Annotated in this window: 26 protein-coding genes; 9 read left to right on the forward strand and 17 right to left on the reverse strand. The window is 72.5% G+C overall.

Going from position 1 to position 26,525, the window contains the following annotated elements; genetic code table 11:
• Positions 1 to 165 precede the first annotated feature (165 nt).
• Positions 166 to 528: a DoxX family protein gene (locus ACIOD1_RS09800; RefSeq protein WP_401901327.1), complete on the reverse strand. Its 363-nt coding sequence runs from the start codon at positions 526 to 528 to the stop codon at positions 166 to 168.
• 128 nt (positions 529 to 656) lie between these two features.
• Between ACIOD1_RS09800 and ACIOD1_RS09805 the strand changes: the two genes are divergently transcribed.
• Complete coding sequence (locus tag ACIOD1_RS09805; protein ID WP_365629210.1) at positions 657 to 1,508, forward strand: LysR substrate-binding domain-containing protein; 852 nt, start codon at positions 657 to 659, stop codon at positions 1,506 to 1,508.
• A gap of 76 nt (positions 1,509 to 1,584) precedes the next feature.
• Here ACIOD1_RS09805 and ACIOD1_RS09810 read toward each other — a convergent pair whose 3' ends face one another.
• The 4 genes from ACIOD1_RS09810 to ACIOD1_RS09825 all read right to left on the reverse strand — a co-directional run bounded on the left by ACIOD1_RS09810 (position 1,585) and on the right by ACIOD1_RS09825 (position 4,400).
• Entirely contained in the window at positions 1,585 to 1,776 is a 192-nt protein-coding gene (locus ACIOD1_RS09810; RefSeq protein ID WP_365629207.1) for a hypothetical protein, read from the reverse strand.
• Positions 1,773 to 2,177: an STAS domain-containing protein gene (locus ACIOD1_RS09815; RefSeq protein WP_401901329.1), complete on the reverse strand. Its 405-nt coding sequence runs from the start codon at positions 2,175 to 2,177 to the stop codon at positions 1,773 to 1,775. Before ACIOD1_RS09815 ends, ACIOD1_RS09810 begins: the two co-directional genes overlap by 4 nt.
• Positions 2,178 to 2,331: 154 nt before the next feature.
• Positions 2,332 to 3,591, reverse strand: coding sequence for a SpoIIE family protein phosphatase (locus ACIOD1_RS09820; protein WP_365629201.1), 1,260 nt, complete (start codon positions 3,589 to 3,591; stop codon positions 2,332 to 2,334).
• Entirely contained in the window at positions 3,591 to 4,400 is an 810-nt protein-coding gene (locus tag ACIOD1_RS09825; protein WP_365629198.1) for an alpha/beta hydrolase, read from the reverse strand. The genes ACIOD1_RS09820 and ACIOD1_RS09825 overlap by 1 nt, the downstream gene beginning before the upstream one ends.
• A gap of 138 nt (positions 4,401 to 4,538) precedes the next feature.
• Between ACIOD1_RS09825 and ACIOD1_RS09830 the strand changes: the two genes are divergently transcribed.
• The 3 genes from ACIOD1_RS09830 (at position 4,539) to ACIOD1_RS09840 (ending at position 7,128) form a co-directional block, all read left to right on the forward strand.
• Positions 4,539 to 5,207 carry a HEAT repeat domain-containing protein gene (locus ACIOD1_RS09830; RefSeq protein WP_401901331.1) on the forward strand — a complete coding sequence of 223 codons (669 nt, stop codon included), beginning with the start codon at positions 4,539 to 4,541 and terminating at the stop codon, positions 5,205 to 5,207.
• Positions 5,208 to 5,225: 18 nt separating this feature from the next.
• Positions 5,226 to 6,230 (forward strand): HEAT repeat domain-containing protein, encoded by a 1,005-nt coding sequence (locus ACIOD1_RS09835; RefSeq protein ID WP_401901333.1) that lies wholly within the window; start codon positions 5,226 to 5,228, stop codon positions 6,228 to 6,230.
• A gap of 286 nt (positions 6,231 to 6,516) precedes the next feature.
• Positions 6,517 to 7,128, forward strand: coding sequence for a hypothetical protein (locus tag ACIOD1_RS09840; protein WP_401901334.1), 612 nt, complete (start codon positions 6,517 to 6,519; stop codon positions 7,126 to 7,128).
• Between the two features lie 59 nt (positions 7,129 to 7,187).
• On the opposite strand, the gene ACIOD1_RS09845 is transcribed toward ACIOD1_RS09840, so the two are convergent.
• Positions 7,188 to 7,919: a TioE family transcriptional regulator gene (locus tag ACIOD1_RS09845; RefSeq protein WP_365629186.1), complete on the reverse strand. Its 732-nt coding sequence runs from the start codon at positions 7,917 to 7,919 to the stop codon at positions 7,188 to 7,190.
• A 58-nt stretch (positions 7,920 to 7,977) separates the two neighbouring features.
• On the opposite strand from ACIOD1_RS09845, the gene ACIOD1_RS09850 reads away from it, so the two are divergent.
• Entirely contained in the window at positions 7,978 to 9,180 is a 1,203-nt protein-coding gene (locus ACIOD1_RS09850; protein WP_401901336.1) for an erythromycin esterase family protein, read from the forward strand.
• Positions 9,181 to 9,220: 40 nt separating this feature from the next.
• Here the strand turns inward: ACIOD1_RS09850 and ACIOD1_RS09855 are convergent, their stop codons facing one another.
• The 3 genes from ACIOD1_RS09855 to ACIOD1_RS09865 are packed head-to-tail and all read right to left on the reverse strand — an operon-like array spanning position 9,221 to position 11,639.
• Entirely contained in the window at positions 9,221 to 9,895 is a 675-nt protein-coding gene (locus ACIOD1_RS09855) for a response regulator (RefSeq protein WP_401901338.1), read from the reverse strand.
• The gene (locus ACIOD1_RS09860; protein WP_401901339.1) at positions 9,892 to 11,103 is read right to left on the reverse strand and encodes a sensor histidine kinase; all 1,212 of its coding nucleotides are present in this window, start codon (positions 11,101 to 11,103) and stop codon (positions 9,892 to 9,894) included. The genes ACIOD1_RS09855 and ACIOD1_RS09860 overlap by 4 nt, the downstream gene beginning before the upstream one ends.
• 2 nt (positions 11,104 to 11,105) lie before the next feature.
• Entirely contained in the window at positions 11,106 to 11,639 is a 534-nt protein-coding gene (locus ACIOD1_RS09865) for a hypothetical protein (protein WP_365629175.1), read from the reverse strand.
• A gap of 240 nt (positions 11,640 to 11,879) precedes the next feature.
• Between ACIOD1_RS09865 and ACIOD1_RS09870 the strand changes: the two genes are divergently transcribed.
• Entirely contained in the window at positions 11,880 to 12,779 is a 900-nt protein-coding gene (locus ACIOD1_RS09870) for a PIG-L family deacetylase (protein ID WP_365629172.1), read from the forward strand.
• A 417-nt stretch (positions 12,780 to 13,196) separates the two neighbouring features.
• Here ACIOD1_RS09870 and ACIOD1_RS09875 read toward each other — a convergent pair whose 3' ends face one another.
• A complete protein-coding gene (locus ACIOD1_RS09875) occupies positions 13,197 to 13,943 on the reverse strand; it encodes a class I SAM-dependent methyltransferase (protein ID WP_365629169.1) in 747 nt (248 codons plus the stop codon).
• Positions 13,944 to 14,314: 371 nt separating this feature from the next.
• Here ACIOD1_RS09875 and ACIOD1_RS09880 point away from each other — a divergent pair, with 371 nt between their 5' ends.
• Complete coding sequence (locus ACIOD1_RS09880; RefSeq protein WP_365629166.1) at positions 14,315 to 14,923, forward strand: response regulator transcription factor; 609 nt, start codon at positions 14,315 to 14,317, stop codon at positions 14,921 to 14,923.
• A 111-nt stretch (positions 14,924 to 15,034) separates the two neighbouring features.
• Here the strand turns inward: ACIOD1_RS09880 and ACIOD1_RS09885 are convergent, their stop codons facing one another.
• From ACIOD1_RS09885 to ACIOD1_RS09905, 5 genes are all read right to left on the reverse strand, one after another.
• Positions 15,035 to 16,831, reverse strand: a complete 1,797-nt coding sequence (locus ACIOD1_RS09885) for an ATP-binding cassette domain-containing protein (RefSeq protein ID WP_401901342.1) — start codon at positions 16,829 to 16,831, stop codon at positions 15,035 to 15,037.
• Positions 16,828 to 18,621, reverse strand: coding sequence for an ATP-binding cassette domain-containing protein (locus ACIOD1_RS09890; RefSeq protein ID WP_401901344.1), 1,794 nt, complete (start codon positions 18,619 to 18,621; stop codon positions 16,828 to 16,830). Before ACIOD1_RS09890 ends, ACIOD1_RS09885 begins: the two co-directional genes overlap by 4 nt.
• A 67-nt stretch (positions 18,622 to 18,688) precedes the next feature.
• On the reverse strand, positions 18,689 to 18,835 hold the full coding sequence (locus ACIOD1_RS09895; RefSeq protein ID WP_365629157.1) for a SapB/AmfS family lanthipeptide: 147 nt from the start codon (positions 18,833 to 18,835) through the stop codon (positions 18,689 to 18,691).
• Positions 18,832 to 21,516 (reverse strand): class III lanthionine synthetase LanKC, encoded by a 2,685-nt coding sequence (gene lanKC, locus ACIOD1_RS09900; protein WP_401901409.1) that lies wholly within the window; start codon positions 21,514 to 21,516, stop codon positions 18,832 to 18,834. Before lanKC ends, ACIOD1_RS09895 begins: the two co-directional genes overlap by 4 nt.
• A 206-nt stretch (positions 21,517 to 21,722) precedes the next feature.
• Positions 21,723 to 23,012 (reverse strand): TerD family protein, encoded by a 1,290-nt coding sequence (locus tag ACIOD1_RS09905; protein WP_401901346.1) that lies wholly within the window; start codon positions 23,010 to 23,012, stop codon positions 21,723 to 21,725.
• A 233-nt stretch (positions 23,013 to 23,245) separates the two neighbouring features.
• On the opposite strand from ACIOD1_RS09905, the gene ACIOD1_RS09910 reads away from it, so the two are divergent.
• The gene (locus ACIOD1_RS09910) at positions 23,246 to 23,818 is read left to right on the forward strand and encodes a dihydrofolate reductase family protein (RefSeq protein WP_401901347.1); all 573 of its coding nucleotides are present in this window, start codon (positions 23,246 to 23,248) and stop codon (positions 23,816 to 23,818) included.
• Between the two features lie 42 nt (positions 23,819 to 23,860).
• Here ACIOD1_RS09910 and ACIOD1_RS09915 read toward each other — a convergent pair whose 3' ends face one another.
• Together ACIOD1_RS09915 and hemC are read right to left on the reverse strand one after the other, a co-directional pair.
• Positions 23,861 to 24,865, reverse strand: a complete 1,005-nt coding sequence (locus tag ACIOD1_RS09915) for a hypothetical protein (RefSeq protein ID WP_401901349.1) — start codon at positions 24,863 to 24,865, stop codon at positions 23,861 to 23,863.
• Positions 24,866 to 24,923: 58 nt separating this feature from the next.
• Positions 24,924 to 25,856, reverse strand: a complete 933-nt coding sequence (gene hemC, locus ACIOD1_RS09920) for a hydroxymethylbilane synthase (RefSeq protein WP_401901350.1) — start codon at positions 25,854 to 25,856, stop codon at positions 24,924 to 24,926.
• 221 nt (positions 25,857 to 26,077) lie between these two features.
• Between hemC and ACIOD1_RS09925 the strand changes: the two genes are divergently transcribed.
• Positions 26,078 to 26,518, forward strand: a complete 441-nt coding sequence (locus tag ACIOD1_RS09925; protein WP_401901352.1) for a hypothetical protein — start codon at positions 26,078 to 26,080, stop codon at positions 26,516 to 26,518.
• Positions 26,519 to 26,525: the final 7 nt, after the last annotated feature.

Here is a 26,525-nt window from a genome sequence, read left to right on the forward strand (position 1 = left end):
CCTCGTCCCGCACATGGCCGCAACGCTGTCATGCGGCGCGGGCGGGCACACCCGGCCACCGGATGATCCCCCTGGCGCACGCATGGGCCCGTGGGACTACGCCCACCGGCCCATGCCGCCGATCGCCGGGGGGCGTACCGGTCCCGGTGGGGCGGTCCCGTCCGCTCACAGCAGGCCGGTGGCCAGCCAGGTGGTCACGGCCGCCGTGGCGAGGAGGCCGAGGTTGAGCGTGATCCGGCGGTCCGCGCCCGTGAGGTGCACGGCGATCGCGCCGATCTGCAGGAGTACGAGGCCGAGGGCCGCGGCCAAGGCCGTCCAGGGGGCGATGCCGGTCGCGGGCGGCAGGAGCAGGCCGACGGCGCCCAGGACCTCGATCGTTCCCAGCACCCTGACGGCGGGCAGCGGTATCCGGTCCACCCAGGCCATCATCGGGCGGAGCAGATCGGGGTCGCGGACCACCTTGATCACACCGGAGTAGAGGGAGAAGAGGGCGAGCAGCCCGGCGACGATCCAGTAGGCGAGGGTCATGGTGTTCCTTCGTGGGCAGCGTACGTGCACCGTCCGTGCAGCGTTCGTGCTCCGAGTGCACCGCCGGAGGCCCTCGCCCGTCCAAGACCTGTTCCGCCCGGCGGATACCCTGCGGGTATCGTCGCAGCGTGGAGCTACGTACCCTGCGCTACTTCGTCGCGGTCGCCGAGGAACTGCACTTCGGCCGGGCCGCCGCACGCCTGCACATGAGCCAGCCGCCGCTGAGCCGGGCGATCCAGCGGCTGGAGGCGGAGACGGGCGCCCCGCTGTTCGTCCGCTCACCCGCCGGCGTCACGCTCACCCCCGTGGGGGAGGTGCTGCTCGACGAAGCGCGGGCCCTGCTCGACCGGGCCGACCTCCTCCGCGTCCGCGTGACCACCGCGGCCGGCGCCGCGACCCTCACCGTCGGCATCCTGGGCGACGGCACCGACCCCGGTGTCGCCAGGCTGGCGGCCGCCTTCCGCCGACGCCACCCCGGGGTCGACGTCCGCGTCCGCGACGCCGACCTCACCGATCCCACCTGCGGTCTGCGCACCGGCCTGGTCGACGTCGCCCTCACCCGTGCGCCGTTCGACGACACGGCTCTGACGGTGCGTGAGTTGCGCGCCGATCCGGTCGGGGCGGTGCTGCGCGCCGATGATCCGCTGGCCCGGCGGGACCACCTGGCGGTGGCGGACCTGGCCGACCGCCGCTGGTTCCAGTTCCCGCAAGGAACCGACCCGGCCTGGCAGTCCTACTGGAACGGTGGAGAGGAGCGCGAGGGGCCGGTCGTACGCGTCGTCCAGGAATGCCTGCACGCCGTGCTCTGGAACAGCACGGTGGGTGTGGCCCCGCTCGGCCACGACCTGCCCGCGAACCTGGCCGCGGTCGCGCTGGTCGACATGGCGCCGAGCCGGGTGGTCGCGGTGTGGAACGACGGCGACACCAACCCGTTGATCCGTTCGTTCGTGGGGATCGCGACGGCCGCCTACCGCCACTGAGCGTCCGAGGCCCCGCCGGCGGCCGGGCGAGGGCGCCGGACGGATCCGGAGCCCCCGCCCGGCCACCCTCAGGCCGTCACGGGGTCAGGGGGAGGCCGGCCGCCGCGGTCGCGGCGATGGGCCGCAGCGGGGAGCCGCACCGCAGGGCGCTCCTCCACCCGGCAGACCTCATACGGGGGCGGCCCCGGCGACCGGGCCGGCCGGGCTCCCACGCCAGGAGCGCCACCGCGGCGAGTATCGGACCCACCGTCAGCAGGGCGAACGTCATGACCGGGCCCTCCCGTTCGCGACGGCCGCGGCGTCCAACAGGCGACGCACGGACCGGGAGCTGTTCTCCAGGCGCAGTGTCCGACCGTGGCGCAGCCAGGTGTCCAGGGCGCGGAGCAGGGCGGAGTCGGCGAAGGTGACGCGGGAGGTGTCCACGACCAGGTGGAGGTGGCCGAGGGCGGCGGCCGAGGCGAGCATCACCCGGAGCGGAACGGCGCTGAGGTGGTCGACCTCGCCCGTGAGGTGCACGGTCAGGGTGACGCCCTGGCCGGTGCAGGAGTGTACGACTATCGGGCAGGGCGCGGAGTCCGCGCCCGAGTCACGCCGGCAGACGGCGGAGGTGGGGGTGGTGGGGGTGGGGGTGGTGGGGGACAGTATCGGGCTGGTGGTTTGTGTGCTCACGCCTCCATCAACACCGCCACCCCGCCTCCGGGGAACGCGCCACGGCGGCACTTCACCCCCGTGAGAGGCGTGATCACCAATGCGAGGGAAATCGGCCACCCATACGAGCCAACGTGGACCCCCGCTCGGCCGTGGCGTCCGGCCACCGGACGCGTCAGGCGGGGTGGTCGAGGCGGGGCACGCTGACGGCCAGGACGGCGGTGTCGTCGTCCACGCCGGTGCCGAGGGCGTCGAGCACCCCGCGGATGGCGGTGACGGTGTTCTCGGCGGTGGTGGGGGCCAGGGCGCGACCGAAGTCGAGGAGGGCTTCGTCGCCGTAGCGGTCTCCACCGGCGGGGGTGTTGGCCTCGGTGAGCCCGTCGGTGTGCAGGAGCAGGGTGTCGCCCGGACGGAGGCGGAAGGTGGTGGTGGCGATGTAGGCGTCGGCAAGGACTCCTATGAGCTGTCCGCCGGGGGTCGGCAGGTAGTCGGCGGTGCCGTCGGCGCGCATCAGCAGGGCCGGGGGGTGGCCCCCGCCGGCCAGGGTGATGTGGAAGCCGCCCCGGTCGCCGTCGGGGGTGAGCAGGCCGAAGATGACGGTGCAGAAACGGGGGTCGGTGCCGTTGTACTCGTGGTTGAGGACCGTGTTGAGGTTGCGCAGGACGGCGGCCGGATCGGGGTCGTAGACCGCGGCGGCGCGCAGGGTGTAGCGGGCCAGGGAGGTGACGGCCGCCGCCGCGGCGCCCTTGCCGCACACATCGCCCAGGAACAGCCCCCAGGTGCCGTCGGCGAGGGGGAACAGGTCGTAGAAGTCGCCGCCGACCTCGTCGCTCGACGCCACGTGGTAGTACGCCGCCACGTCCAGGCCCGGCACGTTCGCCAGGGTCGGCGGCAGCAGGGTCCGCTGGAGCGTGCCGGCCAGCTGCTGGAGGCGTTCGCGTTCGCGCTCCGACTCCCGGCGGGCCCGCAGCAGCTCCTCCTCGTACGCGCGACGGTCGCGGGCGTCGAAGACGGTGGTGCGGATCAGCAGCGGCCGGCCGTCGCTGCCGGTCTTGACCGTGGAGGTCACCAGGACCGGGATCCGGGTTCCGTCGGTCGCCTTCATCTCCAGCGCGATGCCGCTGATCTCTCCTTGCATCCGGAGCAGTGGTGCGAAGTGCGTCTCGTGGTAGAGGCGGCCGCCGACGGTGAGGAGGTCGGAGAACCTCCTGCGACCCACCAGGTCGTGCCGCTCGTAGCCCAGCCAGTTCAGCAGGGTGGTGTTGACCTTGGCGATCTGCCCGTCCAGCAGCGTGGACAGGTACCCGCAGGGGGCGTGCTCGTAGAGGTCCTCGGCGCTGTCTTCCAGTAGCGAGGAGAACGCCGGGTCATCGTTCGCGTACCCCTCCGTGTCGCGGTCCCGCCCGGCGTCGCCGACACCGTCGCTCGCGCGCACTAGCGTGACGTTCCCGCGAATTCCGCGATCACGGCGGAGGTCTCCTCGGGGGCGCTGAGCTGGGGGCAGTGCCCGGTGGCGTTCAGCGTGACGAGGCGGCTGCCCTCGATCCGTTCCTGGACGAAGGTGCCGACCTCGGGCGGGGCGATGGCGTCACTGGAGCACTGGACCACCAGGGTGGGCACCGTCACCCGGGCCAGGTCGGCGCGGTTGTCGGACAGGAACGTCACGCGGGCGAAGACCCGCTGGATGTCCGGGTCGGTGGCGCAGAAGCTGTTGGTCAGCTCCTCGCCCAGCTCGGGGCGGTCGGGGTTGCCCATGATGACCGGGGCCATGGCGCCCGACCACCCGAGGTAGTTCGCGTCCAGGGACTGGAGGAGTTCCTCGATGTCCTCGGTGCTGAAGCCGCCGCGGTAGCCGGCTTCGGGATCGTCGATGAAGCACGGGGAGGGGGCGAGCAGCACCAGGCTCGCGAAGTGCTCGGGGTGCCGGGCGGCGGCGAGCACGCCCATCATCGCGCTCACCGAGTGCCCGACGAACGTCACCGGCCCGAGATCCAGTGTGCGGCAGATCTCCAGCACGTCCTCCGTGTAGCCCTCCAGGCTGGAGTACCGCTCCTTGGTCCATGCCGACAGGTCCGAGCGGCCCGCCCCGACGTGGTCGAAGAGGACGACCGTGAAATCGCGCTCCAGCGCGGGCAGGACCAGACGCCACATGTTCTGATCGCACCCGAAACCGTGCGCCAGCATCAGCACCGGCGCGCCGGCGCGGCCGCTCACCTTCACTCGGTTCCTGCCCCGCACGTCCATACGGCCCATCTTCGCAGAGAGACGGAGGACCGACCCCGCCGAAGCCGGGGCCCCGCACGACGCGGTCCTGTGATCGCGGGGGCCCCTTGACCTTGACACGGTGACAAGGTCGAGACTCCGGTCGAGGAGGTGGCCCCTATGACCACGCAAGAACGGGACACGGATACGACGCGAGTCCTTGACGGGTTGGACGACAGCCGCCCGTCGGTGCGACTGCGGGCGGCGATGGCGGTCGGTACGGACCCGGACCCGCGGTTCGTCGAGCCGCTCGTCGCACGATGCGCGATCGAGCCCGACTTCTCCGTCCGCGAGACGCTCACCTGGGCGCTCACCCGCCACGCGCCCTCACTGGCGGTGCCCAGGCTCGTCGACGAGCTCCGCTCGGAGGCCGCCCAGGCACGGAGCCAGGCGCTGCACACGCTCTCCAAGATCGGGGACCGGCGGGCGTGGCCGGCGATCACCCGTACGCTCCTGGCCGACGCCGACGACGAGGTGGCGCGCACGGCCTGGCGAGCGGCCGTCGTCCTCGTACCCGAAGACGCGCGGCCCGTGCTGGCCGGAGCGCTCGCGACACAGCTCGGGCGCGGCGAACGGGAGACACAGCTCAGCCTGAGCAGGGCGCTCATCGCGCTCGGAGAGGTGATCATGCCGAGCCTGCGGGCCGCGATGACGGACGCCGACCCCGGCGTGCGGCGACACGCGATCGCCACGGAACGGCTGTCGCGCGACCCGGATGCCGGATTCGAGTTCGCGATCGAGGAGGCGAAGCGCATCATGGCCCTCGGCGCGACCGGCCAAGAGGAGTGACGGGAAGAGTGACAGGCAGTGTTGATCGGTGATGTGGCCCGACGGTCCGGGGTCAGCGCCCGCATGCTCCGGCACTACGACTCGCTCGGCCTGGTGCGGCCCACGGGGCGTACCCGGGGCGGCTACCGCGAGTACTCCGACGAGGACATCCGGCGCATCTTCCACATCGAGAGCCTGCGCTCGTTGGGGCTCTCGCTGCGCGAAGTCGGGGCCGCGCTGGACGATCCCGGCTTCACGCCGTCGGAACTCGTCGAGGACCTCATCCGCCAGACGCGCGAACGCATCGCCGGCGAGACGGAGCTGCTCACGCGACTGAGTCGGATCGGCGCCGCCGAGCCCACCGGCTGGGAGGACGTCCTGCGCATCGTCGCACTCCTCCAGGCCTTGGGGTCGGAGAGCGCCGGGAAGCGCCAGCGCGCGGCCCTGTCCTCGGTCGACGGGGTTCCGGTGCCGGTGGAAGCCCTCGTGGAGGCCGCGTTGAGCGAGTCCGACCCGAACGTGGCCGGAGCCCTGCGGTGGGCCCTGGCGCAGTCGGGCGACGGCGGATGGGCGCTGCTGGCGGAGGGGCTCGGCTCACCGCTGGCCGAGGTGCGCACACGTGCCGTCCGGTCCATCGCCGAGATCCCGAACGGCCAGGCGACCGCGGTGCTGCGGGGCGCCCTCGCGCACTCCGACGTCGTGGTCCGCAGGTACGCGGCGCTGGCGCTCGGGGCGCGCGGAGTCGCCGACGCGATCCCGACGCTCGTGGACATGGTCGTCGAGGGGACGAACGACGTTGACGCGGGCGACGCACTGGGCGCGCTGGCGAGCGATCCGGCACTCGCCGATCGGATCGCCGCCGCGCTCGTCGCGTGCCTCGGCCACGCGCCCGTGGAATCGCCCGCTCGCCGACGTCTGACGCAGGCGCTCGCCGAGGTCCCGGGACCCGCGGCGGCACGCGCCCTCGCGGACCTGGCGCACGACGAGGACCGCGTCGTCGCGCGCACGGCGGCCTACGTCCTCGGTATGCGCGACGGGCGATGACGGTCCCCCTCCGGGAGCTGGGGCGGGGCGGCCGTCGTCGGTCGGCATAGCGTTCACCATCAGTCTATTGCAATGAGGGTAGGGGGTGTTGTTGCGTTAGATTCGAGAGCATTGCAATGATTTCACGGCCTCTACCTGGGGTGATGAGGTGTTTGCGCAACGACAGCGTTGCTAGATTTATGAATGCAACGTAGCGTTTCACTCATCGGAAACAGCGGACGGAAGGCCTCACTCACGGGCCGGTAAGTGCGCGTTTCACAAGGGGAGCGATCTAAGGGGCCGGATCATGGAGGCAGAGCAGAGCCGCAGGCAGCAGGCCGCACCCGGCGCCTTCACCGCCTTCGCGCGCTTCGTGCTCTGCGGCGGCGGAGTGGGGCTCGCCTCCAGCTTCGCGGTGGCCGCCCTCGCCACCCGGATCCCCTGGGGCCTGGCCAACGCCCTGATCACCGCCGCTTCCACGCTCCTCACCACCGAACTGCACGCCCGCTTCGCCTTCGGCACGGGCAGTCGCGCCACCTGGCGCCAGCACGGCCAGTCGGCCGGATCCGCGGCCGTCGCGTACGGGGTCACCTGCCTGGCGATGGTGGTCCTCCAGCAGCTGGTGGCGACCCCCGGCGCGGTGCTTGAGCAGGTCGTCTACCTGTCCGCGTCCGCACTCGCCGGAGTCGCGCGGTTCGCGGTGCTGCGCCTCGTCGTCTTCGCCCGGAACCGGTCGCAGGCCGCGACCACGAACACGACCGCTACGACACACACGAACACGATCGTGAACGCGACCACTTCTGCGGTCGTGACCACGATCACGGCAAGGCCCGCCGTCCGCACCGCCCGCCCCGCACTCACCACGGTGGCCCGCGCCGAGGCGCAGGCAGCCCCGCCGGTTCTCTGCCGCGCCGCCTGACCGCCGGGGCGCCCGTCCGGGGTGGACGGCGCCTGGGAAGAGGCCCTCGTCCCGGAGGCTCATCCGCGCTCGCCGAGGTACGCCTCCAGTTCGGCGGCCCCGGTCAGCATCGCCCGCCCCCGGGTCGACAACCTGCCGTTCCAGTCGCGCAGCGCCGCCTCCAGCGGCTCCAGTCCGCCGGCTGCCCGCACCTGGGTGATCAACGGGGCGATCTGCTCCAACAGGTAGCCGCCCCGACGCAGTTGACGCGCCAGCCGGGCATCCCGGACGTCGGCCCCGTCGTAGACGCGGTAACCGGTCAGCGGGTCGCGGCGAGGGCGTACCAGCCCGGCCCGCTCCCATGCCCGCAGGGTCGCGGGCCGGATGCCGAGCTCGTGCGCCAGCGGACCGATGAACGTACCGCCGGGCCCCGGCAAAGCGGCCGGCTCGACCCCCGAGACGGGCCCGAGGTCGCGCAGGGCGGCTTCCACGGCGCCCAGGGTCCGCCGGTCGTCGAGGAGTTGGGCGTGGCTCTCGTCGATCAGGCGGAACGCCTCGTCGACCGCGTCCTCGTTCACGGCCCGCATGATCGACGTCGCCGTCCGGTGCCCGTGGCCGGGCACCAGGGCGAGGAACGCGCGCAGGGCCACGGCGTGCAGGGGCGTGTAGGTGCGGTAGCCGTGGGGCGTGCGCTCGGCGGGCGCAAGGATGCCGGCCTCCTCGTAGTTCCTCACCGCCTGGGTGGACAGGCCGTGCCCGCGCGCCAGATCGACCGGCCGCAGGTGACCACCGGTTTTAAGCTTTCGTCCCATGGCCACGACGATATCGCGCAAAAGTTTCAACCGAGGCTTCAGCGATACGGTTGAGGTCATGGTCACTGACATCAAGGACACCACCCATCCCGTCGAGGCGGCCGCCCTCATGAGGCTGCTCCCGGTCCGGCCGCGGCTGCTCGCCCTGGGTGAGCCCACCCACGGCGAGGACGCCCTGCTCGACCTGCGCAACGGGCTCTTCCGGCAGCTCGTCGAACAGGAGGACTACCGCACGATCGCGATCGAGAGCGACTGCGTGACGGGCCTGGTCGTCGACGCGTACGTCACCTCGGGCACGGGCACCCTCGACGAGGTCATGGAACGCGGGTTCAGCCACGGGTGGGGCGCCTCCGCGGCCAACCGCGAACTCGTACGCTGGATCCGGGAGTTCAACGAAGGCAGGCCCGCCACGGACCGGCTCCGCTTCGCGGGTTTCGACGGCCCCCTGGAGATGACCGGCGCCGCGAGCCCCCGGCACACCCTCACCGCACTCCACGGCCACCTCGCGGCCCGGGTGGACGCGGCCCTGCTCCCCTGTACGGGGGACACCCTCGACCGCCTGCTCGGCAGCGACGAACGGTGGACGGAACCCGCCGCGATGACGGACCCAGGCCGGTCGGTGGGGCGGTCGGCCGAGGCCGACCGGTTGCGGCTGCTCGCCGACGACCTGGTGGCGCTGCTCGACGCGCAGACGCCGCACCTGCTCGCGGCGACCTCGCGGGACGACTGGGACCGGGCCCGCCTCTACGGGCGCACCGCGACCGGGCTGCTGCGCTACCACCACGCGATGGCCGACACCTCAACGGCCCGCATGACGCGGCTGTGCGCGCAGCGGGACCTGATGATGGCGCAGAACCTCCTCGCCGTCGCCGCCCGGGGCCCGGCACTCGTCCACGCCCACAACTCCCACCTCCAGAGGGAGAAGAGCACGATGCGGATGTGGGAGGGGCCGGTGGAGTGGTGGAGCGCCGGCGCGCTGGTGAGCGCCCGGCTCGGCGGCGAGTACGCCTTCGTGGCCACGGCCCTCGGCACGATCCGGCACCGGGGCGTGGACGTACCGCCGCCGGACACCGTCGAAGGACTCCTGTACGCCCTCCCGGAGGACCGCTGCGTCATCGACGCCCCCCGGCTGGCCGCCGCCCTCGGCGACACCCGGCCCGCACCCCGAGAATCCCCCTGGTTCGGCTACGCCCCCCTCGATCCGGCCCACTTGGCCGCCGGCGACGCCCTCGTCTTCGTCAAGGACGTCCCGCAGATCTAGGTAGGGGGAAGCCGGTCAGGTTCCGGTAGGGCGCCCCGTGTCAGGCGAGGCCCGCCTCGATGGCGCGGCGGACGGCCGCCGCGCGGTCGGGGATGCCGGCTTTGGCGAACAGGTTGTTGATGTGCGTCTTGACGGTGGCCTCGCTGATGAAGAGCTTCTCGGCGATGCCCCGGTTGGGCAGGCCCCGGCCGATCAGCGTCAGGACCTCGCGTTCACGTGGTGTGAGGTCCTCGGGCAGGGCCGCTCCCGACACGGGGGTCTTCGCCGCCGTGGTCCTCGCGGTGGCGAGCAGCCGGTCCTGCACCTCGCGGTCGAGTACGGACTGGCCCGCGGCGGCGGCGCGGATGGCCCGGGTGATGTCCTGGCGTCCGGCGTTCTTGGTCAGGTACCCGCGGGCTCCCGCGCCCAGTGCGCCCAGGATCGACTCGTCGTCGGCGAAGGTGGTGAGGACGACCACCGCCACCTGCGGGTACTGCTCGGCCAGTCGGCGGGTCGTCTCGATCCCGTCCATGACGGGCATCCTCAGGTCCATCAGTACGACGTCCACCGGTCCGGCCGCGACCGCGGTCAACACCTCGGTGCCGTCCGCGGCGGCCGCGACGACGTCGATGTCCTCGGACAGTGCGAGCACCGCGGCGAGCGGTTCCCGGACGGCGGCCTGGTCATCGGCGACGACCACTCTCAACTTCCGCTGGTTCTCGGTCGGTTCGCTCATCCCGGGATCACTGCCTCCACGTGCCAGCCGCCCCGGTCCGGCCCTTCGGTGACCGGGCCCGCGGTCACGGTCCCGTCCAGCAGTGCGACGCGTTCGCGCATTCCGATCAGCCCCATCCCACTACCGAGCCCTGCGGTCACCTTACGGGTGCCCGGGCGGTTCCTGATCTTCAGTGTCGTCGATGCGGCGGCGAACGTCAGCTCCACGCCGACCTCCCCTCCGGGCGCGTGCCGAGCGGCGTTGGTCAGCGCCTCCTGGGCGATCCGCAGCAGGTTCTGGGTCACTTGAGCCGGGAGTTCACGGACCGTACCGGTGAGGGTGAGGGCGTCGTGGTGGCCCGAGGACTCGACCATCGAGATGAGGCTCTCCACGAGCGGGAGCGCGTCCTCGCGCAGCGTGTGCACGGTCCACTGGGCCTGCTTCAGACTCTCCTTGACCAGGGCGTGAGCCTTGGCGTTGGCCTCGCGGACCTTCTCCAGGTCACCCGTGTCGATCAACGCGTCGGCCAGTTCGAGCTGCATGTTGATCCCGGCCAGCGAGTGCGCCAGTACGTCGTGCACGTCCCGGGCGATCCGGCCGCGTTCGGTCAGTACGGCCGTCCGCGCCTCGGCCCGCGCGGCGCGTTCAGCCGACTCGGAGGCCGCGATCGCCGCCCGCACGGCCTGGCGCTGGCTGCGGTTGACGATGCCGATCAGCACCGGCGCCCCGGTGGCGAGGCCGAGTGCCCACGGCAACGACTGCTGCCCCGGCACGAGGTCCAGGTACATGACGCCCGCGCAGAGCACGCTGCACAGCGACGCGAGGGACAGGGCCCACCCGGTGCTCAGCCGGTATCCGATGTGACCGGCCAGGAAGAAGGCGAAGAGGTACCCCGTCCCACTGCTGCTGACGCCGATCAGCGCGGCCGCCGCGATGACACCGCCGCTCAGCCAGACAGGGGCGAAACGCTGGGTCGCGGCGTTCTCGGGCAGGCCCCGGGCCAGCAGCGCGGCCGAGCTGACCACGAAGAGGGCGGCGACGGCCAGGCCCCGGCCGCTGAACCCCATCGGCCGGATCGTCACGACGCCGACGACGATGACGGCCAGGGTCAGTGCCCACCGGACCCAGGGGTCCTGGCCGGGGACCGGATGCGGGACCGCCCCCCGGGGCGGTGCCTTTCCGGGGGGCGGAGCGCTCTCGGTCGTGGGCATGGGCAGAACGTACTGCACGGTCAGGCCGTGCGGTCGAGGACGGGCGCGGGCACGGTCGCGGGGCCGGTCACCGCGAGGGTCCGGCTGCGGATGAAGATCGTGGCCAGTCGCGTGACCACCTCGGTGAGGGCCATCAGGACGAACGCCGCCACCCATGCCTTGTCGCTGGTGATCTGGTGGGTGACGCTGAACCGGGCCACATCGGCGGCGCCGCCGTGCTGGACCCACAGCTGGAAGCCCATCCGGGCGCCCATGCCGACGACCCACAGGATCGCCGCCACCACACCGGCCTTGATCAGGACGTGCTCGCCGACGGCCCGGACCCGGGTGTGGACGCCGCCGGCGATGCCGAGAACGGCACCCACGCCCACCAGCGCCGCGATCAGCACCAGGTCATTTCCCGCGGTGGGGATGGTGTCCAGGTACGAGTAGGCCACGAAGGCCACGATCCCCAGCGGGATCAGGAAGGTCTTGAGGTCGAGTCGTCCTTCCCGCAACTGCCGGAAGACGATCAGGAGGAGTGCGATGTCGGTGATCCACTCGGTCGTTGTCATGTCCCCAAGACTGCTCCGGAGCGGCTCGCGGCACCTGCACCCAGGGGTGGAAACGGGGGTGGAGTTCGCCCGCTCCACCTGCCGTGCGCGCCGTGCGTGCCGAGGTCGCCGCGCGGCGACAGGGGAACGACAGGGAAACGTTAGGGCCGGCCGGCAGGGTCGACAGCGTGCCCCGGCGCCGTGCCCGTTCCCGGGCGCGCGCTCGCGGCAGTTCATCCGTCGAGTGCGAGGAGACGTCGCATGCCCGCCCCCGTCCCGAACCGTTTCGTGCCGTCCGGCCCCTCCAGGAGGTCCGTGCTGACGACCGCCGGTCTGGTGGCCGCGGGCATGGCCCTGGACACCACCGTGGGTGCTCCCGCCGCGTCGGCGGCGGGCGCACCGGCGATCTTCTACTCGCCACACCAGGACGACGAGGCGATCGGGCTCGCCGGTTCGATCCTGGAGCACAAGGCGGCCGGCCGGCCCGTGTACCTGGTGCTCGTGAGCAAGGGCGAGAACGGCGGACTCGCCCAGTACATGAACCAGGGGAACTGCCAGACGCTGGGCGCCAAGTGCTCCGCCCCCGGGCACACCCACAACCTCGGATGGCAGGAGGCCTGGCCGACCCCGGAGGTCGTCGCGAGCCGCACCGCCGAGTTCAACCACTCGGCCAAGGCCCTCGGCGTCGACAAGGTCATCAACTTCAAGCTCTCCGACGAGGCCTTCGGCGACTACGACAACTTCGTCAAGAAGGTGATGGCCAAGGTCCGGGCGCTCGCCCAGCAATACCCCGGGGCCTCCCACAAGTTCGCGGCCGGTTGGCTGGACGGGACCGACACGCACAAGGCCTGCAGCGACGCCGCCTACTGGCTGATGAAGAACGGTGAGCTCACCGACGTCCGCTTCAACTACATCTACGCGTACAAGCACTTCACCAACCCCGCGGACCGCGGTCGCGGCGCCGACTACGTGCTGAACATCCCGGCGGCCCAGATGGCCAAGAAGCGGGCCTCGATCCTGGCCTACAACACCTGGGACCCCAGCCGGAACCTCCACAGCCTCGGCTACCACAGCGTGTCCGACTGGTTGGAACCGGCGTACGCCGATCCGCGGGAGTTCGTCTACACCCTCCCCAAGAACTACAAGCCGGGGAAGGTCTAGCACTCCAGCCGGACTCTAGTCTTCCTGCTGGTCAACGGCCTACAGCTCGCCGAGTACGCCGTCCCCGCCACCCCCGACGGTCTGCACCACCTAAGCTCAAGGGCCGCCGGCATGCCGACGCCTCTCACGATGCCCCGGAGGGCCAGGCTGCCGAACAACTCGACGAGGCGGCTGGCGTGTTGACCGTGGACGCCTTCACGAATTCGTCGGCTGGGAGCCACGCGAAACCGTGGCGGGGCGGGTTCATGCAGATCATCACCGAGGGGTTGGCCTTGGGCTTGTGCGCAGTCCTTGGGCGGCCTCGTTGACGATCCGCTCCGTCTCGCGCTGGAACAGACCCTCGTCCTCCCCGCTCGTTCCGCTCATCCTTCGATGATTCCAGATGCCGGTTCGGAGCGAGGGGGACGGGGTCAGGGGTCAGGCGCGGCAGTGGAGCATTTCGAACGCCGGGTTGACGCGGTAGTCCCCCCAGAAGGCGTCGCCGTACGCGGCGATCCCGGCCGGCGAGACCTCCGTCGGTACCCAGGTGATCTCGCTGAACCCCGCCTTGGCCAGGCTCGTTTCGAACACCTCGCGGCGGGCCAGGCCTGAGGTGAACGAGATGGGCGCGCCTTCCAGCAACGCGGTGACCTTCACCCGGGGCCCGGTGTCGGCCTGTTCGCCGGTCAGCTCGGTGAGGAAGCCGTACGGGCGCGGCGACGGGCCGGAGAAGTCGTAGTCCGGCGTCTGGTGGAGCATGAAGAACTCGCCGCCGCTCTTCAGGCTGTCGTGCACCTTGCGACACAGGTGTTCGAACTCGGCCACGGTCTCCGCGTAGTTGAGCAGCATCACCGCGGTCGCCACATCGAAGCCGGCCTCCGTGGGCGACAGGTCGGCCACATTGCCGACCCCGTAGCGCACGCCCAGCGGCTCGGCCTGCTCGATGCCTTCGGCGGCGCGGATCATCTCGCCGGAGATGTCGATGCCGAACACGTCCGCCGCTCCGCGCCGTTTCAGCTCACGGGTGTAGAAGCCGGTGCCGCAGGCCAGGTCGATCACCTTCTTGCCGGTGACCTCCCCGACCATGCCGAGGAAGCTGGGCGCCTCCACGTACCGGGCCAACGGCAGGGCCTTGAAGCCCTCGAATGCCTCACCGATCTCGTCGTACGTCTGCTGCGCGCTCATCGCGTACTCCCCGTGTCGTGGTGTTCTCGCCCTGGACACCGGCAGTCTCTCCATACGCGGCGGCGGACCCGTACGGGCAGAACCCACAAAGATCACGGGGTCGGGCCCATGGTCGTACGAACGCGGCCCCGCGGAGATCCGGTCGAATGTGCGCGGAATCAGCCCATCCGGTTGTTGGTTTTCCGAGGACGTCCACGGCGCATCCCGGAGGCCCGCCGAGGTGGGACGGCCGCGCGGGCCGTGGGGGTGGCACGGGAGGAGCGCCGGTCTTTGGCCATGAGCCCCCGTACGCCTCTCGTGGGGACGTTCCCGCACGGCGGTAGCTGGGCAGCCGCTTGATGCTGATCGATCGTTACGTGAGGGGAAGCCCGATGACCAAGGTCCTGGTGCTGCACAGCGTGTGCCTCGTGAGGTCCGCCCTGGCCGCGTTGCTGAGATCCGAAGGGGAATTCGACGTCACCTCCTCCGGCTGGCGGGCTGCGGCTCGCCAGGCGGAGTTCTTACGACCCGACCTGGTGGTCGTGGACCTTGACTGTCCGGAGGTGTCGGCCGCCCTCCTGGCGAACGCGGGCGATGCCCGCCTGCTGCCCCTTTCGTCCGCACCCCTGCTCGTGCTCGCCCGGGCCGACACGCCCGGCTCGCTGCGAAGGGCCTTCCGGACCCAGGCCCTCGGCTACGTCGACAAGGACGGCTCGCCCGCCCGGCTGGTCCGAGGCGTCCGCAAGGTCGCGGCCGGGGAACGCTTCATCGACGCCACGCTCGCCTCGGCCTTCATGGAGGCCGACCCCATGCCGCTCAGCCCCCGCGAGTTGAGCGTCCTGGCCCGCGCCGCCGAGGGCGACTCGATAGCGGAGATCGCCCGCGCCCTGCACCTCGCCAGCGGCACCGTACGCAACTACATGGCCGCCGTGACGCGAAAGACCGGCGCCCGCAACCGGATAGACGCCATCCGGATATCCCGGCGGGCCGGCTGGGTCTGATCCGCCCCCCCGGTCCCGCCCGCACCCGCGACGGCAGGCGCGCCTCCAGCCCGGCCGCCGACACCTCGCGCGCTACGCCCTCGCCCGTAACGCACCTCAGCCGCACGCAGCTCAGCCGTGCGCGTTCCACAGGCCCACCAGATCCCGGTACAAGGGCGACCTGGCCGGCAGCTCCGCATGCGTGCCGCACACCGCCCGGGTCCCGTCGAGCACGAGCACCCGGTCGGCCCGGGCGGCGGAGGAGATGCGGTGGGCGACCACCACCAGGGTGCCCGGGCGCTCGGCGAGCGCGCGCTCGGCCCGTTCCTCGGTACGCGGGTCGAGGTGGCAGGTGGCCTCGTCCAGCAGCAACAGCGGGGCGGGGGAGAGGTAGGCGGCGGTCAGGGCGAGGTGCTGCCGTTCGCCCGGGGTGAGCCGGCTCGGGTCGACGGCGGCGTCCGGCCCGCCGAGCCGGTCCACGAGCCGGTCCGACCCGAGGGCGGTCGTGGCCCGCTCGACCTCCTGCCCGGACACCGGACCGGGGCACAGGTGGGTCAGGTTCTCGCGGACCGTCCCCGTGAAGACGTACGCCTGCTGGGGCAGCAGGGTCCGGCGGACGTCGGGGCCCTGCCCCGGGACGCCCCGCGCGGGCGCGCCGCCCACCCGGACGGATCCGCCGCCGGGCGGCAGCAGGCCGGCGATCAGCGCGGTGAGGGTGGACTTGCCGATCCCGCTCGGCCCCACCACGGCCAGGTGTTCGCCGGGGCCGACCACCAGGTCGAGGCCGTCGATCACCGGGTGCGCGCGGGGACCGTAGGCGAAGCGGACCCCCCGGAGTTCGACGGCGGGCGCCCTCGGCGCGGGCCGGGCCGACGGTGCGTGCGGGCCCGGCGCCCCGGCTGCCGAGGTCGTCCGCGCGGCCTCCGTCCCCGCCGGCTCGGGGTCCCTCCCCTCGACCGGTTCCGGCTCGCAGAACCGGTCCAGCACGACCAGGAGCCGGGTGCCCGCCGCGCCGACCGCTGTCATCAGCGCGTCCAGGGCGGGGAGCAGCGACTGGAGGAGGTAGGTGAGCGCCCCGGCCACCGCCCCCGCGCTGACCCCGCGCCCGAGCAGCCAGGGCGTACCGGCCAGCAACGCGACGACGGGCAACCGGCCCGCGACGCCGAGGGCCAGGGTGCGCAGGGCGGTCCACCGCGCGAGGCGCCCGGTCAGCCGCTCCTGCTCGGCGATCAGCGCCTCCACCCGGGCCCCGGCGTCCGCTCCGCCGCCGCACGCGACGACGTCGCGCAGCCCCGCCGCCAGTTCACCGGCGTGCGCGGACAGCGCCTCGTCGGTGTCCAGGGCCGCACGCTGTACGCGGGCCATCGGGTGCAGGGTGGCGAGGAAGCCGGCCGCCCCCAGGAGCAACGCCGGCGCGACGAGGACCAGCAGGACGGGGGCCAGCGCGGCCAGCCCGAGCAGTGCTCCCAACGCCGTGAAGACGAACGACCGGGCGATCAGAACCAGTCCGGCGAAGGAGTCCCGGGCCATCTCGGTCTGTTGCGTGAGCCGGGAGACCGCGCCCGCGTCACCGGAACCGGCCCGCCCGGGATCGGCGACGGCGCGTCCGATGGCCTGGCGGACGGAGCGCCGCACCAGGCCGTCCCGCAACGGTTCGACCAGGTCCGCGAGCCCGCCGAACACCCCACGCAGGGCGAGGGCGCCGACCACGGCGCCCGTGGCGGCGACGGCCAGCCAGAGGATTCCGGTACCGGTTCGGCCGGCGAGGAAGCCGTCGTCGAGGGCGCGGGCCACCGCGTAACCGCCGAGGAAGGTGTGCGCGGACTCCAGGAGGGACCAGAGCGCGAGCCGGCGCAGCGAACGGGGGTGGCCGCGCAGGAAGCGGCGGCCCTCGCGGGACACCCGGCGCCAGGTGCCGTACTCGCTCACCGGACCGCCTCCCGGTCCGGTGGTTCCTGCGCGGTCTCCCGCAGGCCGGGCTCCGTGGCCGGCGCCGACCCGTTGCCGAACACCGCCCGGTAGGCGGGGTCCCGCCACAGCTCCGCGTGCGTACCGGTCGCCCGGACCCGTCCCGCGTCGAGCCATACGACGAGGTCGGCCCGGGCGGCGGAGGAGACCCGGTGGGCCACGACCAGGCGGGTGCCCGGCCGGACCTCGCGGGCCAGGGCCCGTTCCACTTCCCGGGCCGTGAGGGTGTCCAGGCTCGACGTCGCGTCGTCCAGCACCAGCAGCCGCCCCACTCGGTGGAACGCCCTGGCCAGCCCGAGTCGTTGCAGTTCACCGCCGGACATCGGAGCGTCGGGGAGGGCCGTGCCGTACCCCTCGGGCAGCCGGCGGACGAAGGCGTCGGCGCCGGCAGCCCGCGCGGCGGCGCGCACGGTCTCCGGGTCCGGTTCGGGGCCGCCGCCGAACGCGATGGCGGCCCCGACGTCCTCCCCGAAGAGGGCCGGCCGTTCGAAGGCGTGGCCGACCTCGCGGCGCAGCTCCTCGGCGGACAGTTCGTCCAGCGGTACGCCGTCGAGCAGTACGCGGCCCTCGTCGCACGCGGTGAGCCGGCCCGCCACGGCCGCCAGGGTCGTCTTGCCGGAGCCCGAGCGGCCGACGACGGCGGTGGTCGTTCCGCCGGGGATGCGCAGGTCGACGTCGCGCAGCACGGGGGTGCCCGCGCGCAGGACCCGTACGCCGCGCAGTTCCAGCGTGCCCGGCCCCGAAGCCGGCAACAGGCGCTCGCCCTGCGTGAGTTCGGGAAGCTCGAAGAGGGTGGCCGTGCGGCGGGCCGCGGCCCTGCCGCGCACCACGGCCGCCAGTCGCCCTGTCACCGCTCCGGCCCCGGCCGCGAGGCCCGCGTAGCGGACCGCGGCGAGGAGACCGCCGACCCCGAGGGCCCCGTCCGCGAGGCGGACCCCGCCCACGCCGAGGACCACGTAGAGCAACAGGGGCATGAGGGCGCTGGTGCGGGCCATGGTCGCACCGTAGATCCGCCACGTCCGTCGCCCCTCGTCGCCTAGCTCCGGCAACCGGGCCAGCACACGAGCCTGTTCGCGTGCGGCGGTGCCGGCGGCGGCGATGGTACGGGCGCCCGCGAGGGCTTCCACGAGGCGGCCGGCCATCGCGAGCTGCACCTCCTGGTAGCGGCTGACGCTGACGCCCGATTCGCGGGCGAACGACCTCAACAGCAGAGCGAGCAGGGGGAGTCCGGCGAGGAACGCGAGCGCGGTCCACACGTCGATCAGGGCCAGCGCCACGAGTCCGCCGAGCGGGGGTACGAGAGCCACGGCCGCGCCGACGACGGCCGACGGTACGGCGCCGGCGGTGGTGGCCTGCGAGGTCAGTCGGGCGGACAGCTCGCCGGGGGAGTGGCGTGCGGCGTGGTGCGGCGCGGCGCGCAGCAACCGGACGAGTCCCAGGCGCCGCAGCCAGGCGGTGGAGCGGCCGTCGACGCCGCCGGTGAGTCGGGCCGTCGCCGCGTCGAACAGGACCTCCGCGGCGATCACCGCGGCGCACCAGGCGGTCCAGCGGGCGCCGGCGGGGTCTTGTCGCAGGAGCAGGTCGAGGGTGTGGCCGAGGACGGCCGGTTCGGCCAGGGCCGCTCCGGCGGCCGCCACCGAGCAGACCGACGTGGCGACGAGGCGGCCCGCGCTGTGTCGTGCGGCCGCCCGCAAGGCCCGGTCGGCGCCGCGGGCGGCCGCCGCCTCGCCGGCGGGATCGGACGCAGTCATGGGCGCGGGCTCCAGGGGGTGTGGTGCGGGCCCGGGCGGCGAACCGCCCGGGCCCGGGATGACCTGATCAGTTACAGGTCGTGATGCTCAGGCTGCTGTCGCCGCAGAGGAGCAGGCTGGCGCGGCTGCCGCCACCACCGCCGCCACCGTGCAGGTTCGCGGCCTCGGTCTCTTCCTTCGGGGTGTCCATCGACTGCAGGTCGAGAAGCGTCATGTCTGATCCCTCTTCACTGTGGTGTTCCGATGGGTCACGGCCCCCGCGAGGGGGACCGGCTCTGGGGCCGTCGCGTGCGACCGCGGCGGCGGGAGGAACGGCAGGTGCGCGCGCCCACCGGGCGCGGCGCTGCCGAGGGCGAGGAGAGCGCCGGCCGTGCCCGTGGACAGGTCCATGGACAGGCGCATCATCTGCTCGCCGGGGAAGGCCAGGAAGCCCTGGTACGGGACGGCGTGCCGGGCGAGGGCCTCGACCTGCCGGGCGATGTCCTCGGGGGCGGAGCCCGGGCCCGGCGTCGTGGTGCGCGCCAGGTGGAGGATCATTCCGGCAGTGCCGCGGAACAGGCCCGGCTGCACGTAGAAGGTGGCCTGGGCGGCGCGGACGATCTCCGGGCGGGCCCGCTCGAAGCGGTCGTCCCGAGCGTGCGCCGACCAGTCGTCCAGCACCGCGCCGATCCCCACGCTGCCGCCTCCGAGGTAGGGCATCGTGCGCCACCCCTCGTCGACCTGGAGGGTGCCGAAGGCGCTGGTCACGCACCGGTCGAGGTCGCGGTGCAGTGCCAGGCCCGCCCGGACCAGAGCCTCGCGGTCGCCGGTGCGTTCGTAGAGGCGCAGGTGGAGGAGTGCGGGGCCGCTGTGGCCGTGGAGCAGACCGGCACGCTTCGGCGCGGCCGTGTCCTCGGCGAGGAGGTCGGCGCAGCGCAGGGCCGCGGTGTGCAGGGCGCCCTCTCCGGTGGTCGAGCCCAGGGAGTCCAGGGCGAGCCCGATGCCGGCCAGACCGCCGTGCAGGTCCGGGCCCGCCGACTGCCAGGGCTGGCCCAGCAGTTGTTCGGCGAGGGCGAGCGCGCGGTCGCGGTGTCCGAGCCGCTCCAGGGTCCACGCGAGGCCGGCGAGGCCGTCGTAGAAGCCCAGGGGCATGCCGGAGGCCGGCTTCTTCGTCCGGGCCAGCAGCCATTCCTCGGCTTCGGGCCAGGGGTCGGCTCCCGTCTCGGCGAGCGCGTAGAGGACGCCGGCCGCCCCGTAGCCGAAGGCGGCGCCCCCGCCCTCGGAAGCGAACTGGGCGGTGTCCCCGGGGAAGAGCCGGTCGTCGCGGTCGAAGGTGGCGCTCGCCCGCAGTGCCCCCGTCATCGAGACGCGGGCCGCTTCCCAGTCACCCGGCTCGACCGGCAGGTAGGGGCGCCGCCCCCGGGGGACGCCGGCGTCGACGCGGGCCTCGGACGAGGCCCCGGCCCCGGCCCCGCCCGCGGGATCGGCATTGGCATCTGGATCGGCGAGTATCTCCCGTACGGCCTCGTCGAGGAACGCGCGGGGTACCGGGAACTGTTCGGCGGCGATGTCGGCCAGGTGCGCCGCCTTGGACCGGTCCAACACCAGCAGGCTGGTCAACGGCAGGAACAGGGCCAGGCGCAGGCAGGCCAGGGCGTACCGGTCGACGGCGAACCCGCGGTGACCGGCCGGGGCGACGAACGCCGGGTTGGCGACGGTCTGACGGAGCCCCTCGTCGACGTGTGCGGCGGCCTCGAAGTCGAGCAGCGCGACCGACGGTTCGCCGGTCTCCTCGTCCTCCGCCACCATGATGTTGAACAGGTGCAGGTCGTTGAAGACGATGCCCCGGGCGTGCACCGCCTCCAGGGCCTCCGTCACCCGTCGGTGGATGTCCAGCGCCCACCGGGTGTACTCCGCCAGCTCCGCGGGCTCGGGGTCGGCCTCGATCAGGGGGTGCCGGCGGGCGAAGTAGGTGTTGAGGGGCTTGCCCTCCAGGTACCGCATCACCAGGAAGTGGTGGTCTCCGACGGTGAAGGTGCCGTGGACCGCGGGCACGCAGTCCAGACCGGCGAGTTGTTCCAGGGCCCGGCGTTCGCGGTGCAGGCGGGTCACGGCGTCCGCCCCGTCCGCCGCGAGTCCCGCCAGGGGCCGCGCTTCCTTGAGGACGACCGCCTCACCGGTGCGGACGTCACGGCCGGCGTAGACACCGCCCCCGTTGGAGAAGTGCAGCGCCCGTTCGACCGTGTAGGGCAGACCTTCGAGGGTGATGGAGGCCCGCCGGGCCAGGTGTGGCGCCAGGAACGCGGGCAACTCGACCCACTCGGGCGGCTGGAACACCGGCCCGCGCGGGTCCGGAACCAGCCGGCCGTCCGGAGTCTCGATCGCGGGGACGAGGTCGCCGCGGTCGTCGTAGCAGTGCCGCAGGGTGAAACTGCCGTAACGCAGGTGCACGGGACCGTCGTTCCAGCGCAGGTCGCTCAGGATGTACGGGCCCGCCTCGCCCGCCAGCAACGCGTCGAGGTCCTCGGCGATGCGCCGACACTGCTCCTCGTCCGCCGGGTACACGGTGAGGAACTTGCCGCTCGCCGCGCGGTCCGCGTACTTCGCGTTGCGCAGGTGCAGCAGGTACCGGCTCGGTACGAACTTGAAGGCGATCCGGCGGTCCACGCAGTAGCGGTGGACCCGTTCGAGCACGGACTCGGCGTTGTCCAGGCCCGCCGAGACGTGGATCTTCCAACCCTGGGAGGGCAGTTGGGTGTCCAGGGGGCGCAGCGCCAGCCAGTCCCCGCTGCGGTGTGTCTGCCACCCCGCCGGTACGGGGGCGAGCGCGGCCGGGTAGTTCTCCTCGACCCGCCTGTACGGCGCGTCGTAGAACCAGCGGTCGGCGTCGCAGAAGGCGGCGTACCCCTTGTTCACTCCTGCTCCCTCGGTCGGTGACGTGTCCACGCTGTCACGCGGGTCGAGGGCCGCGACAGTCACGGCTGTCACCGATGGGGTGTGCAGTACGCACGAGTCACGAGCCGCCGGAGCCCGTCCGCGGCCCCGCCCCCGCCGCACCCCGCCCCCGGTCCGAGGCACGTGTGCGGCGGACCGGGGGCGGGGACGAGAGGTGAGGAGCGTGGTCAGTCCTTGCTCGCCGCGTCCCAGCTCATGCCCCAGCCGTACTCCAGATCGGGCGCCTGCTGCTTGAAGACGCCCGGGGCCAGGACGAGGTACCTCGCCTCGCGCCGGACGATCAGTTCCCCGCCCACGTTCTCGATCAGGGCGATCGCGGCCACCGGCGAGGGCACGGTGCACTCGTCCAGGCGCACCTCGATCGGCGGACCGACGGGCGGGTACAGGGTGGCGACCCCTTGGAGCCCCGCGAAGCTGGTGGCCCCGGAGTAGATGGCCACGAAGACCAGAAGACGCTTGATGTCGGCCGTGTGGTCGAGGTTGATCATGAGGTTCTCGCCGGCCTCGCTCGCACCGGTCCGATCGTCGTGGTCCAGCAGGACGTACGGGGGCTCCTCGAAGGAGCCGAACTGGTCGTTGATGGGGTGGACGATCCCCTTCGTCCCGTCCTTCAACTCCCACAGGCAGGAGAGGTCCAGATCGACGTCCTCCAGTCGGACGGCGTCCTGTCCCTTCCGCATCCAGCCGCGCGGCGGCGCGGGGGCGCTCCAGGTGAGGTTGACCCGCATGCCGCCGGAGGTGGCGCCCTGTTTGGTCAGGGATACGGCGGGCGACGCCTTCGTCAGGGTGATCTTCGACAGCCGCACCGGCCGCGTCTCCGACCGCGTCTCCGGCTGTACGTCCGGCCGTACGTCCGCACGTACGGCCGGCGGGGCCTCCTGCCGGGCCTCCTGCCGCGCCACCGGCCGCACGGGCGCCGGCGGGGTCGGTGCGGGGTCGTCGACCGTGATCCCGAAATCGGTGGCGAGTCCCGCCAGGCCGGAGGCGTACCCCTGCCCCACTGCCCGGAACTTCCACGCGCCCTCGCGCCGGTACAGCTCCCCGAGCACGAAGGCGGTCTCCGAGTCGGCGTCCGAGGTGTCGAACCGCGCCGTCTCGACCCCGCTCCGCGCGTCCAACACGCGTACGAACAGGCCGGACACGCGCCCGAACGTGCCGTCGGTGGAGGCCGCGACCACCACGGTCGCGATCTCCGGGTCCACCGAGGACAACGCCACCGCGAGGCTCTCGCGCTCGTCCGCGCCGTCCTGGCGCTTCCCCTCGTGGCGCACGGCGCCGCCGGGGTGGACCGGTTGGTTGTAGAACACGAAGTCGTCGTCCGACCGCACCTTGCCCGCTGCCGTCAGCAGCAGCGCCGACACGTCGACGCCCGGCGCCCCGGGACCTCCCCGCCAACCCACCTCCACCCGGACACTGGCACTCGGCACCGGTACGTTGCCACCCTTGCGCATGGACATGCGGCTCCCCCTCACGAGACGTCTCCCACCTTCCGGCAGGGTACGAGGCTTTGACGGCCTGTCATTCGGTTCGGGGTCGTCGGCGAAGAAAAACGTGGTCCGCCAGGACCGATGAGTTCCTTCAAGATCACCAGTCATTCATCATGAGGGATGCGCGGAGGCCGAGACGACGGTCGAAGGCCGCCGCGTGAGTGAACCGTCGAATGCCGGAACCGAGTCAACGAGGAACCTTGATGCGCACCCTGATCAGCACCGCCTTCATCTCGCTCGACGGCGTCGTGGAGGGACCGGGCGGCGAGCCCGGCTACCGCAATTCCGGATGGACGTTCAAGGACGTCGAGTTCCTTCCCGAAGCCTTCGACATCAAGGGCCGGGAGCAGAAGGAGGCCGCCGCGATGCTGCTGGGCCGTTCCAGCTACGAGGCGTTCAGCCAGGTGTGGCCGGACATGGCCGACTTCGCCGACTACAAGGTGATGCCGAAGTACGTGGTCTCCACCACGCTCACCGGGGACGACCTGGTCTCTAACTGGGGCGAGACCACGATCCTGCGCTCCCTCGACGAGGTCGCCGCGCTGAAGGAGACCGAGGGCGGCCCGATCATCCTTCACGGCAGCGCTTCCCTCAACCAGGCCCTCTCCGACGCCGGGCTGATCGACCGCTACCACCTCCTCGTCTTCCCGCTCCTGCTCGGCGGGGGCAAGCGGCTCTTCAGCGCCACCGACAAGGACACCCAGCACCTGAAGCTGGTCGAGCACGAGGCCTACGCCAACGGCCTCCAGAAGAACGTCTTCGACGTCATCCACTGACCCACCGGCGCGCGGGACGCGCCGCCGCGCACGGGCACGACGTCAAGCCGGCCGGGGCGACTCGGCCTTCCTCGTGTCCAGTACGTCCACCTGCGCCAGGGACCGGTGCCGGTGGTGGGCTTCGGTGATTCCCGCCAGAGCGGGGCGGTCCAGGGCGCGGTAGGCCGATACGAGCAGTTCGTGGGCCGAGTCCTCGACGGCGCGGTCGCCTCGCGACGCCCAGTGCAGGTCACGGCCCAGGAGGAGGGCCTCCGTCGGGTCGCCCGCGGCGCAACGCCGGCGGGCCTGCGCCACGGACTCCCGCAGGGCCTCCGCATCGTCGAAGAGGGCGTACATGTACGTCCCGAACTTGTACGGGTCGGCCGCGTCGTGCGCGGGTCGGCCCAGTACGGACTCCCCGGACGCCAGGGCGCCCGCCCCGTCCAGGGTGGTGATGCGGTCGGGCCGTACCGGCTCGAACGCCCGTCCGTACGTGGAGGAGTACGCGTGGCCGACTTCGGGGCGGTCGCCGGTCTCGAAGGCGGTCACCGCATCGCGCAGCCCGCCCAGTCGGGTCAGCCGGGCGCCGACGTCATCGCCGTAGCCGTCGGGGTCGTCATCGAGGTCGCGCCACACGTGTTCGAGGGTCGCGCGGACCGTCTCCAGCGGCGTCCTCGCGCAGGTGTCGATCTCGCCGCCGTCGTTGTTGTAGTACGAGGCGACGCCCCGGCAGGTGCGGCCGTCGTCGAACCACAAACCGTGGTGAAGGCCGTCGGAGCCGCCGTGCAGGAAGGTCAGGAACTCCGGCGGGTCGCGGTAGTAACGGCCGTGCACGCGTACGTCGATGCCGTCGCGCGGTGCGAGCGAGGCGTCCGGAAAGAGGTCCAGGACGCCCATCGGGCTCATGTCGAGGTCTCGGAAGGCCGACTGCCCCGCCGGGTCCAAGGAGCCGAGGAACGTCCAGAACCGGAAGATCGAGTCCGGCAGCTCCAACCCCCAGTCCCGCCGGACGCGTTCCTCGACGGCCGCCCGCTCCGCCGGCCCCATCGCCCGCTCCACCATCGACACGACTCCCCACTTCGCGGCACACGCGTGCCCACCTGTACGACGGCCGAGGCTATCGCGGTCAGTGGGGGATGCTGTCGATGAGCTCGCGGGCGCCTTGGCGCAGGAGCGCGACGGCGACCGACGTGCCCAGGGTGGCCGGGTCGAGGCGGCCCGCCCATTCGTGGGCGTTCAGGACGGTCTTGCCGTCGGGGGAGAACACACAGGCGCGCAGCGAGAGGTCTCCGCCGCGTTCGGCTCGCGCGTAGCCGGCGATGGGGGAGTTGCAGTGGCCCTGGAGGACGTGGAGCAGCATGCGTTCCGCAAGGGTCTCGCGATGCGTGTCGGGGTGCCCGAGGGCGCTGACGGTGTCGATGAGCCCGGTGTCGTCCTGACGGCACTGGAGGGCGAGGACCCCGGCGCCGATGGGCGGCATCAGGGTTTCCACGGGGACGATCTGCGTGATGACGTCGGCGCGACCGATGCGGTGCAGACCGGCCACGGCCAGGAGGAGGGCGTCGGCCTCGCCGGCGGCGAGCTTGTCGAGGCGCCGATTGGCGTTGCCGCGGATCGGCACGCACTCCAGGTGCGGGTAGGCGGCGGCGAGTTGGGCGACCCGACGTACGGAGGAGGTTCCGATCCGGGTGCCGGGCGGCAGCGCTTCGAGGGTGAGCCCGCCGGGGTGGACCAGGGCGTCGCGGATGTCGTCGCGTTCGAGGAACGCGGCGAACACGGTCCCGGCCGGCAGCGGGCGGTCGGCCGGAACGTCCTTGACGCAGTGCACGGCGAGGTCGGCCTCACCGGCGAGGATCGCGGCATCGACCTCCTTGGTGAACGCCCCCTTCCCCTCGACCTGGGAGAGGTCGCCCATCCACTTGTCGCCGGTGGTCTTCACGGGCAGGACCGTGGTCCTGATCTCCGGGTGGATCGCGGCGAGTTCGGCGCGGACGCGCGCCACCTGGGCGAGGGCCATCGGCGAATCGCGGGAGACGATGCGGATCAGATCGGCGGGCATGGGGGCACGATATGCCCTCCGCGCGTGACGTCGAGCACCGGGCCGTAGGCCCCTCGTGCGCGTGTCGCAAGGAAGTCGGGGTCCCCGGGGGAGTGTTCGACCGAGGTGGAGAGCACCGGGGTTGAGGAGGGCGAGCCCTGTCGGTGGCCCTGTCGCCCCTCCGTCCTGTCGCCCTCCCGTTCTGTCGCCCTTCCGTCCTGTCGGCAGGGCATCATGGCCACGTGATCGTCTTTCGTTGCGCCGTGTGCGACGGCCGACTGTCCGTCCCGGTGCGGGAGGTACGTCCGCCGGGGGAGGGCGAGGCCTGGACACCGCTCGACTCGCCCGTGGACCCGTGCCCGCCCAGGATGGCGGCCGGCACCTTCGCCCGCGATCCGGAGCCCGGACGGATCGCCTGGGGCGCGCCGCCCAAGGGCTTCGGGAAATCCCGGGCCGGACACGAGCCGGGCGTGGATATGGTGTTGAGCCCGGGCGACCTGGTGGGCACCGTGAAGATCCCGACCCGCCTGCACGGTTGTTGCGGGCCGGGCGGGCACGACGGGCCGAACCTCGCCTGCGCGGGGTGCGGCACGGAGGTCGGGCTGTGGATCGGCGACTGTCACACCTGGCTGGAGGTCGTGCTCGACGGCCGCATGGTCGGCCGCCATGTGCCGTCAGAATGATCCTCTC

The sequence above is a fragment of the Streptomyces sp. NPDC088097 genome (assembly GCF_044741845.1).
Taxonomy (GTDB): Bacteria; Actinomycetota; Actinomycetes; order Streptomycetales; family Streptomycetaceae; genus Streptomyces.

Coding starts and splice junctions, on each gene's coding strand:
- hemC (WP_401901350.1), bottom strand. CDS start 25,856: ATGCCCGCCGATCTGATCCGCATCGTCTCCCGCGATTCGCCGATGGCC.
- ACIOD1_RS09875 (WP_365629169.1), bottom strand. CDS start 13,943: ATGAGCGCGCAGCAGACGTACGACGAGATCGGTGAGGCATTCGAGGGC.
- ACIOD1_RS09845 (WP_365629186.1), bottom strand. CDS start 7,919: ATGGGACGAAAGCTTAAAACCGGTGGTCACCTGCGGCCGGTCGATCTG.
- ACIOD1_RS09840 (WP_401901334.1), top strand. CDS start 6,517: ATGGAGGCAGAGCAGAGCCGCAGGCAGCAGGCCGCACCCGGCGCCTTC.
- ACIOD1_RS09810 (WP_365629207.1), bottom strand. CDS start 1,776: ATGACGTTCGCCCTGCTGACGGTGGGTCCGATACTCGCCGCGGTGGCG.
- ACIOD1_RS09890 (WP_401901344.1), bottom strand. CDS start 18,621: ATGACTGCGTCCGATCCCGCCGGCGAGGCGGCGGCCGCCCGCGGCGCC.
- ACIOD1_RS09850 (WP_401901336.1), top strand. CDS start 7,978: ATGGTCACTGACATCAAGGACACCACCCATCCCGTCGAGGCGGCCGCC.
- ACIOD1_RS09910 (WP_401901347.1), top strand. CDS start 23,246: ATGCGCACCCTGATCAGCACCGCCTTCATCTCGCTCGACGGCGTCGTG.
- ACIOD1_RS09855 (WP_401901338.1), bottom strand. CDS start 9,895: ATGAGCGAACCGACCGAGAACCAGCGGAAGTTGAGAGTGGTCGTCGCC.
- ACIOD1_RS09825 (WP_365629198.1), bottom strand. CDS start 4,400: ATGGACGTGCGGGGCAGGAACCGAGTGAAGGTGAGCGGCCGCGCCGGC.
- ACIOD1_RS09895 (WP_365629157.1), bottom strand. CDS start 18,835: ATGACGCTTCTCGACCTGCAGTCGATGGACACCCCGAAGGAAGAGACC.
- ACIOD1_RS09870 (WP_365629172.1), top strand. CDS start 11,880: ATGCCCGCCCCCGTCCCGAACCGTTTCGTGCCGTCCGGCCCCTCCAGG.
- ACIOD1_RS09830 (WP_401901331.1), top strand. CDS start 4,539: ATGACCACGCAAGAACGGGACACGGATACGACGCGAGTCCTTGACGGG.
- ACIOD1_RS09880 (WP_365629166.1), top strand. CDS start 14,315: ATGACCAAGGTCCTGGTGCTGCACAGCGTGTGCCTCGTGAGGTCCGCC.
- ACIOD1_RS09865 (WP_365629175.1), bottom strand. CDS start 11,639: ATGACAACGACCGAGTGGATCACCGACATCGCACTCCTCCTGATCGTC.
- ACIOD1_RS09905 (WP_401901346.1), bottom strand. CDS start 23,012: ATGTCCATGCGCAAGGGTGGCAACGTACCGGTGCCGAGTGCCAGTGTC.
- ACIOD1_RS09800 (WP_401901327.1), bottom strand. CDS start 528: ATGACCCTCGCCTACTGGATCGTCGCCGGGCTGCTCGCCCTCTTCTCC.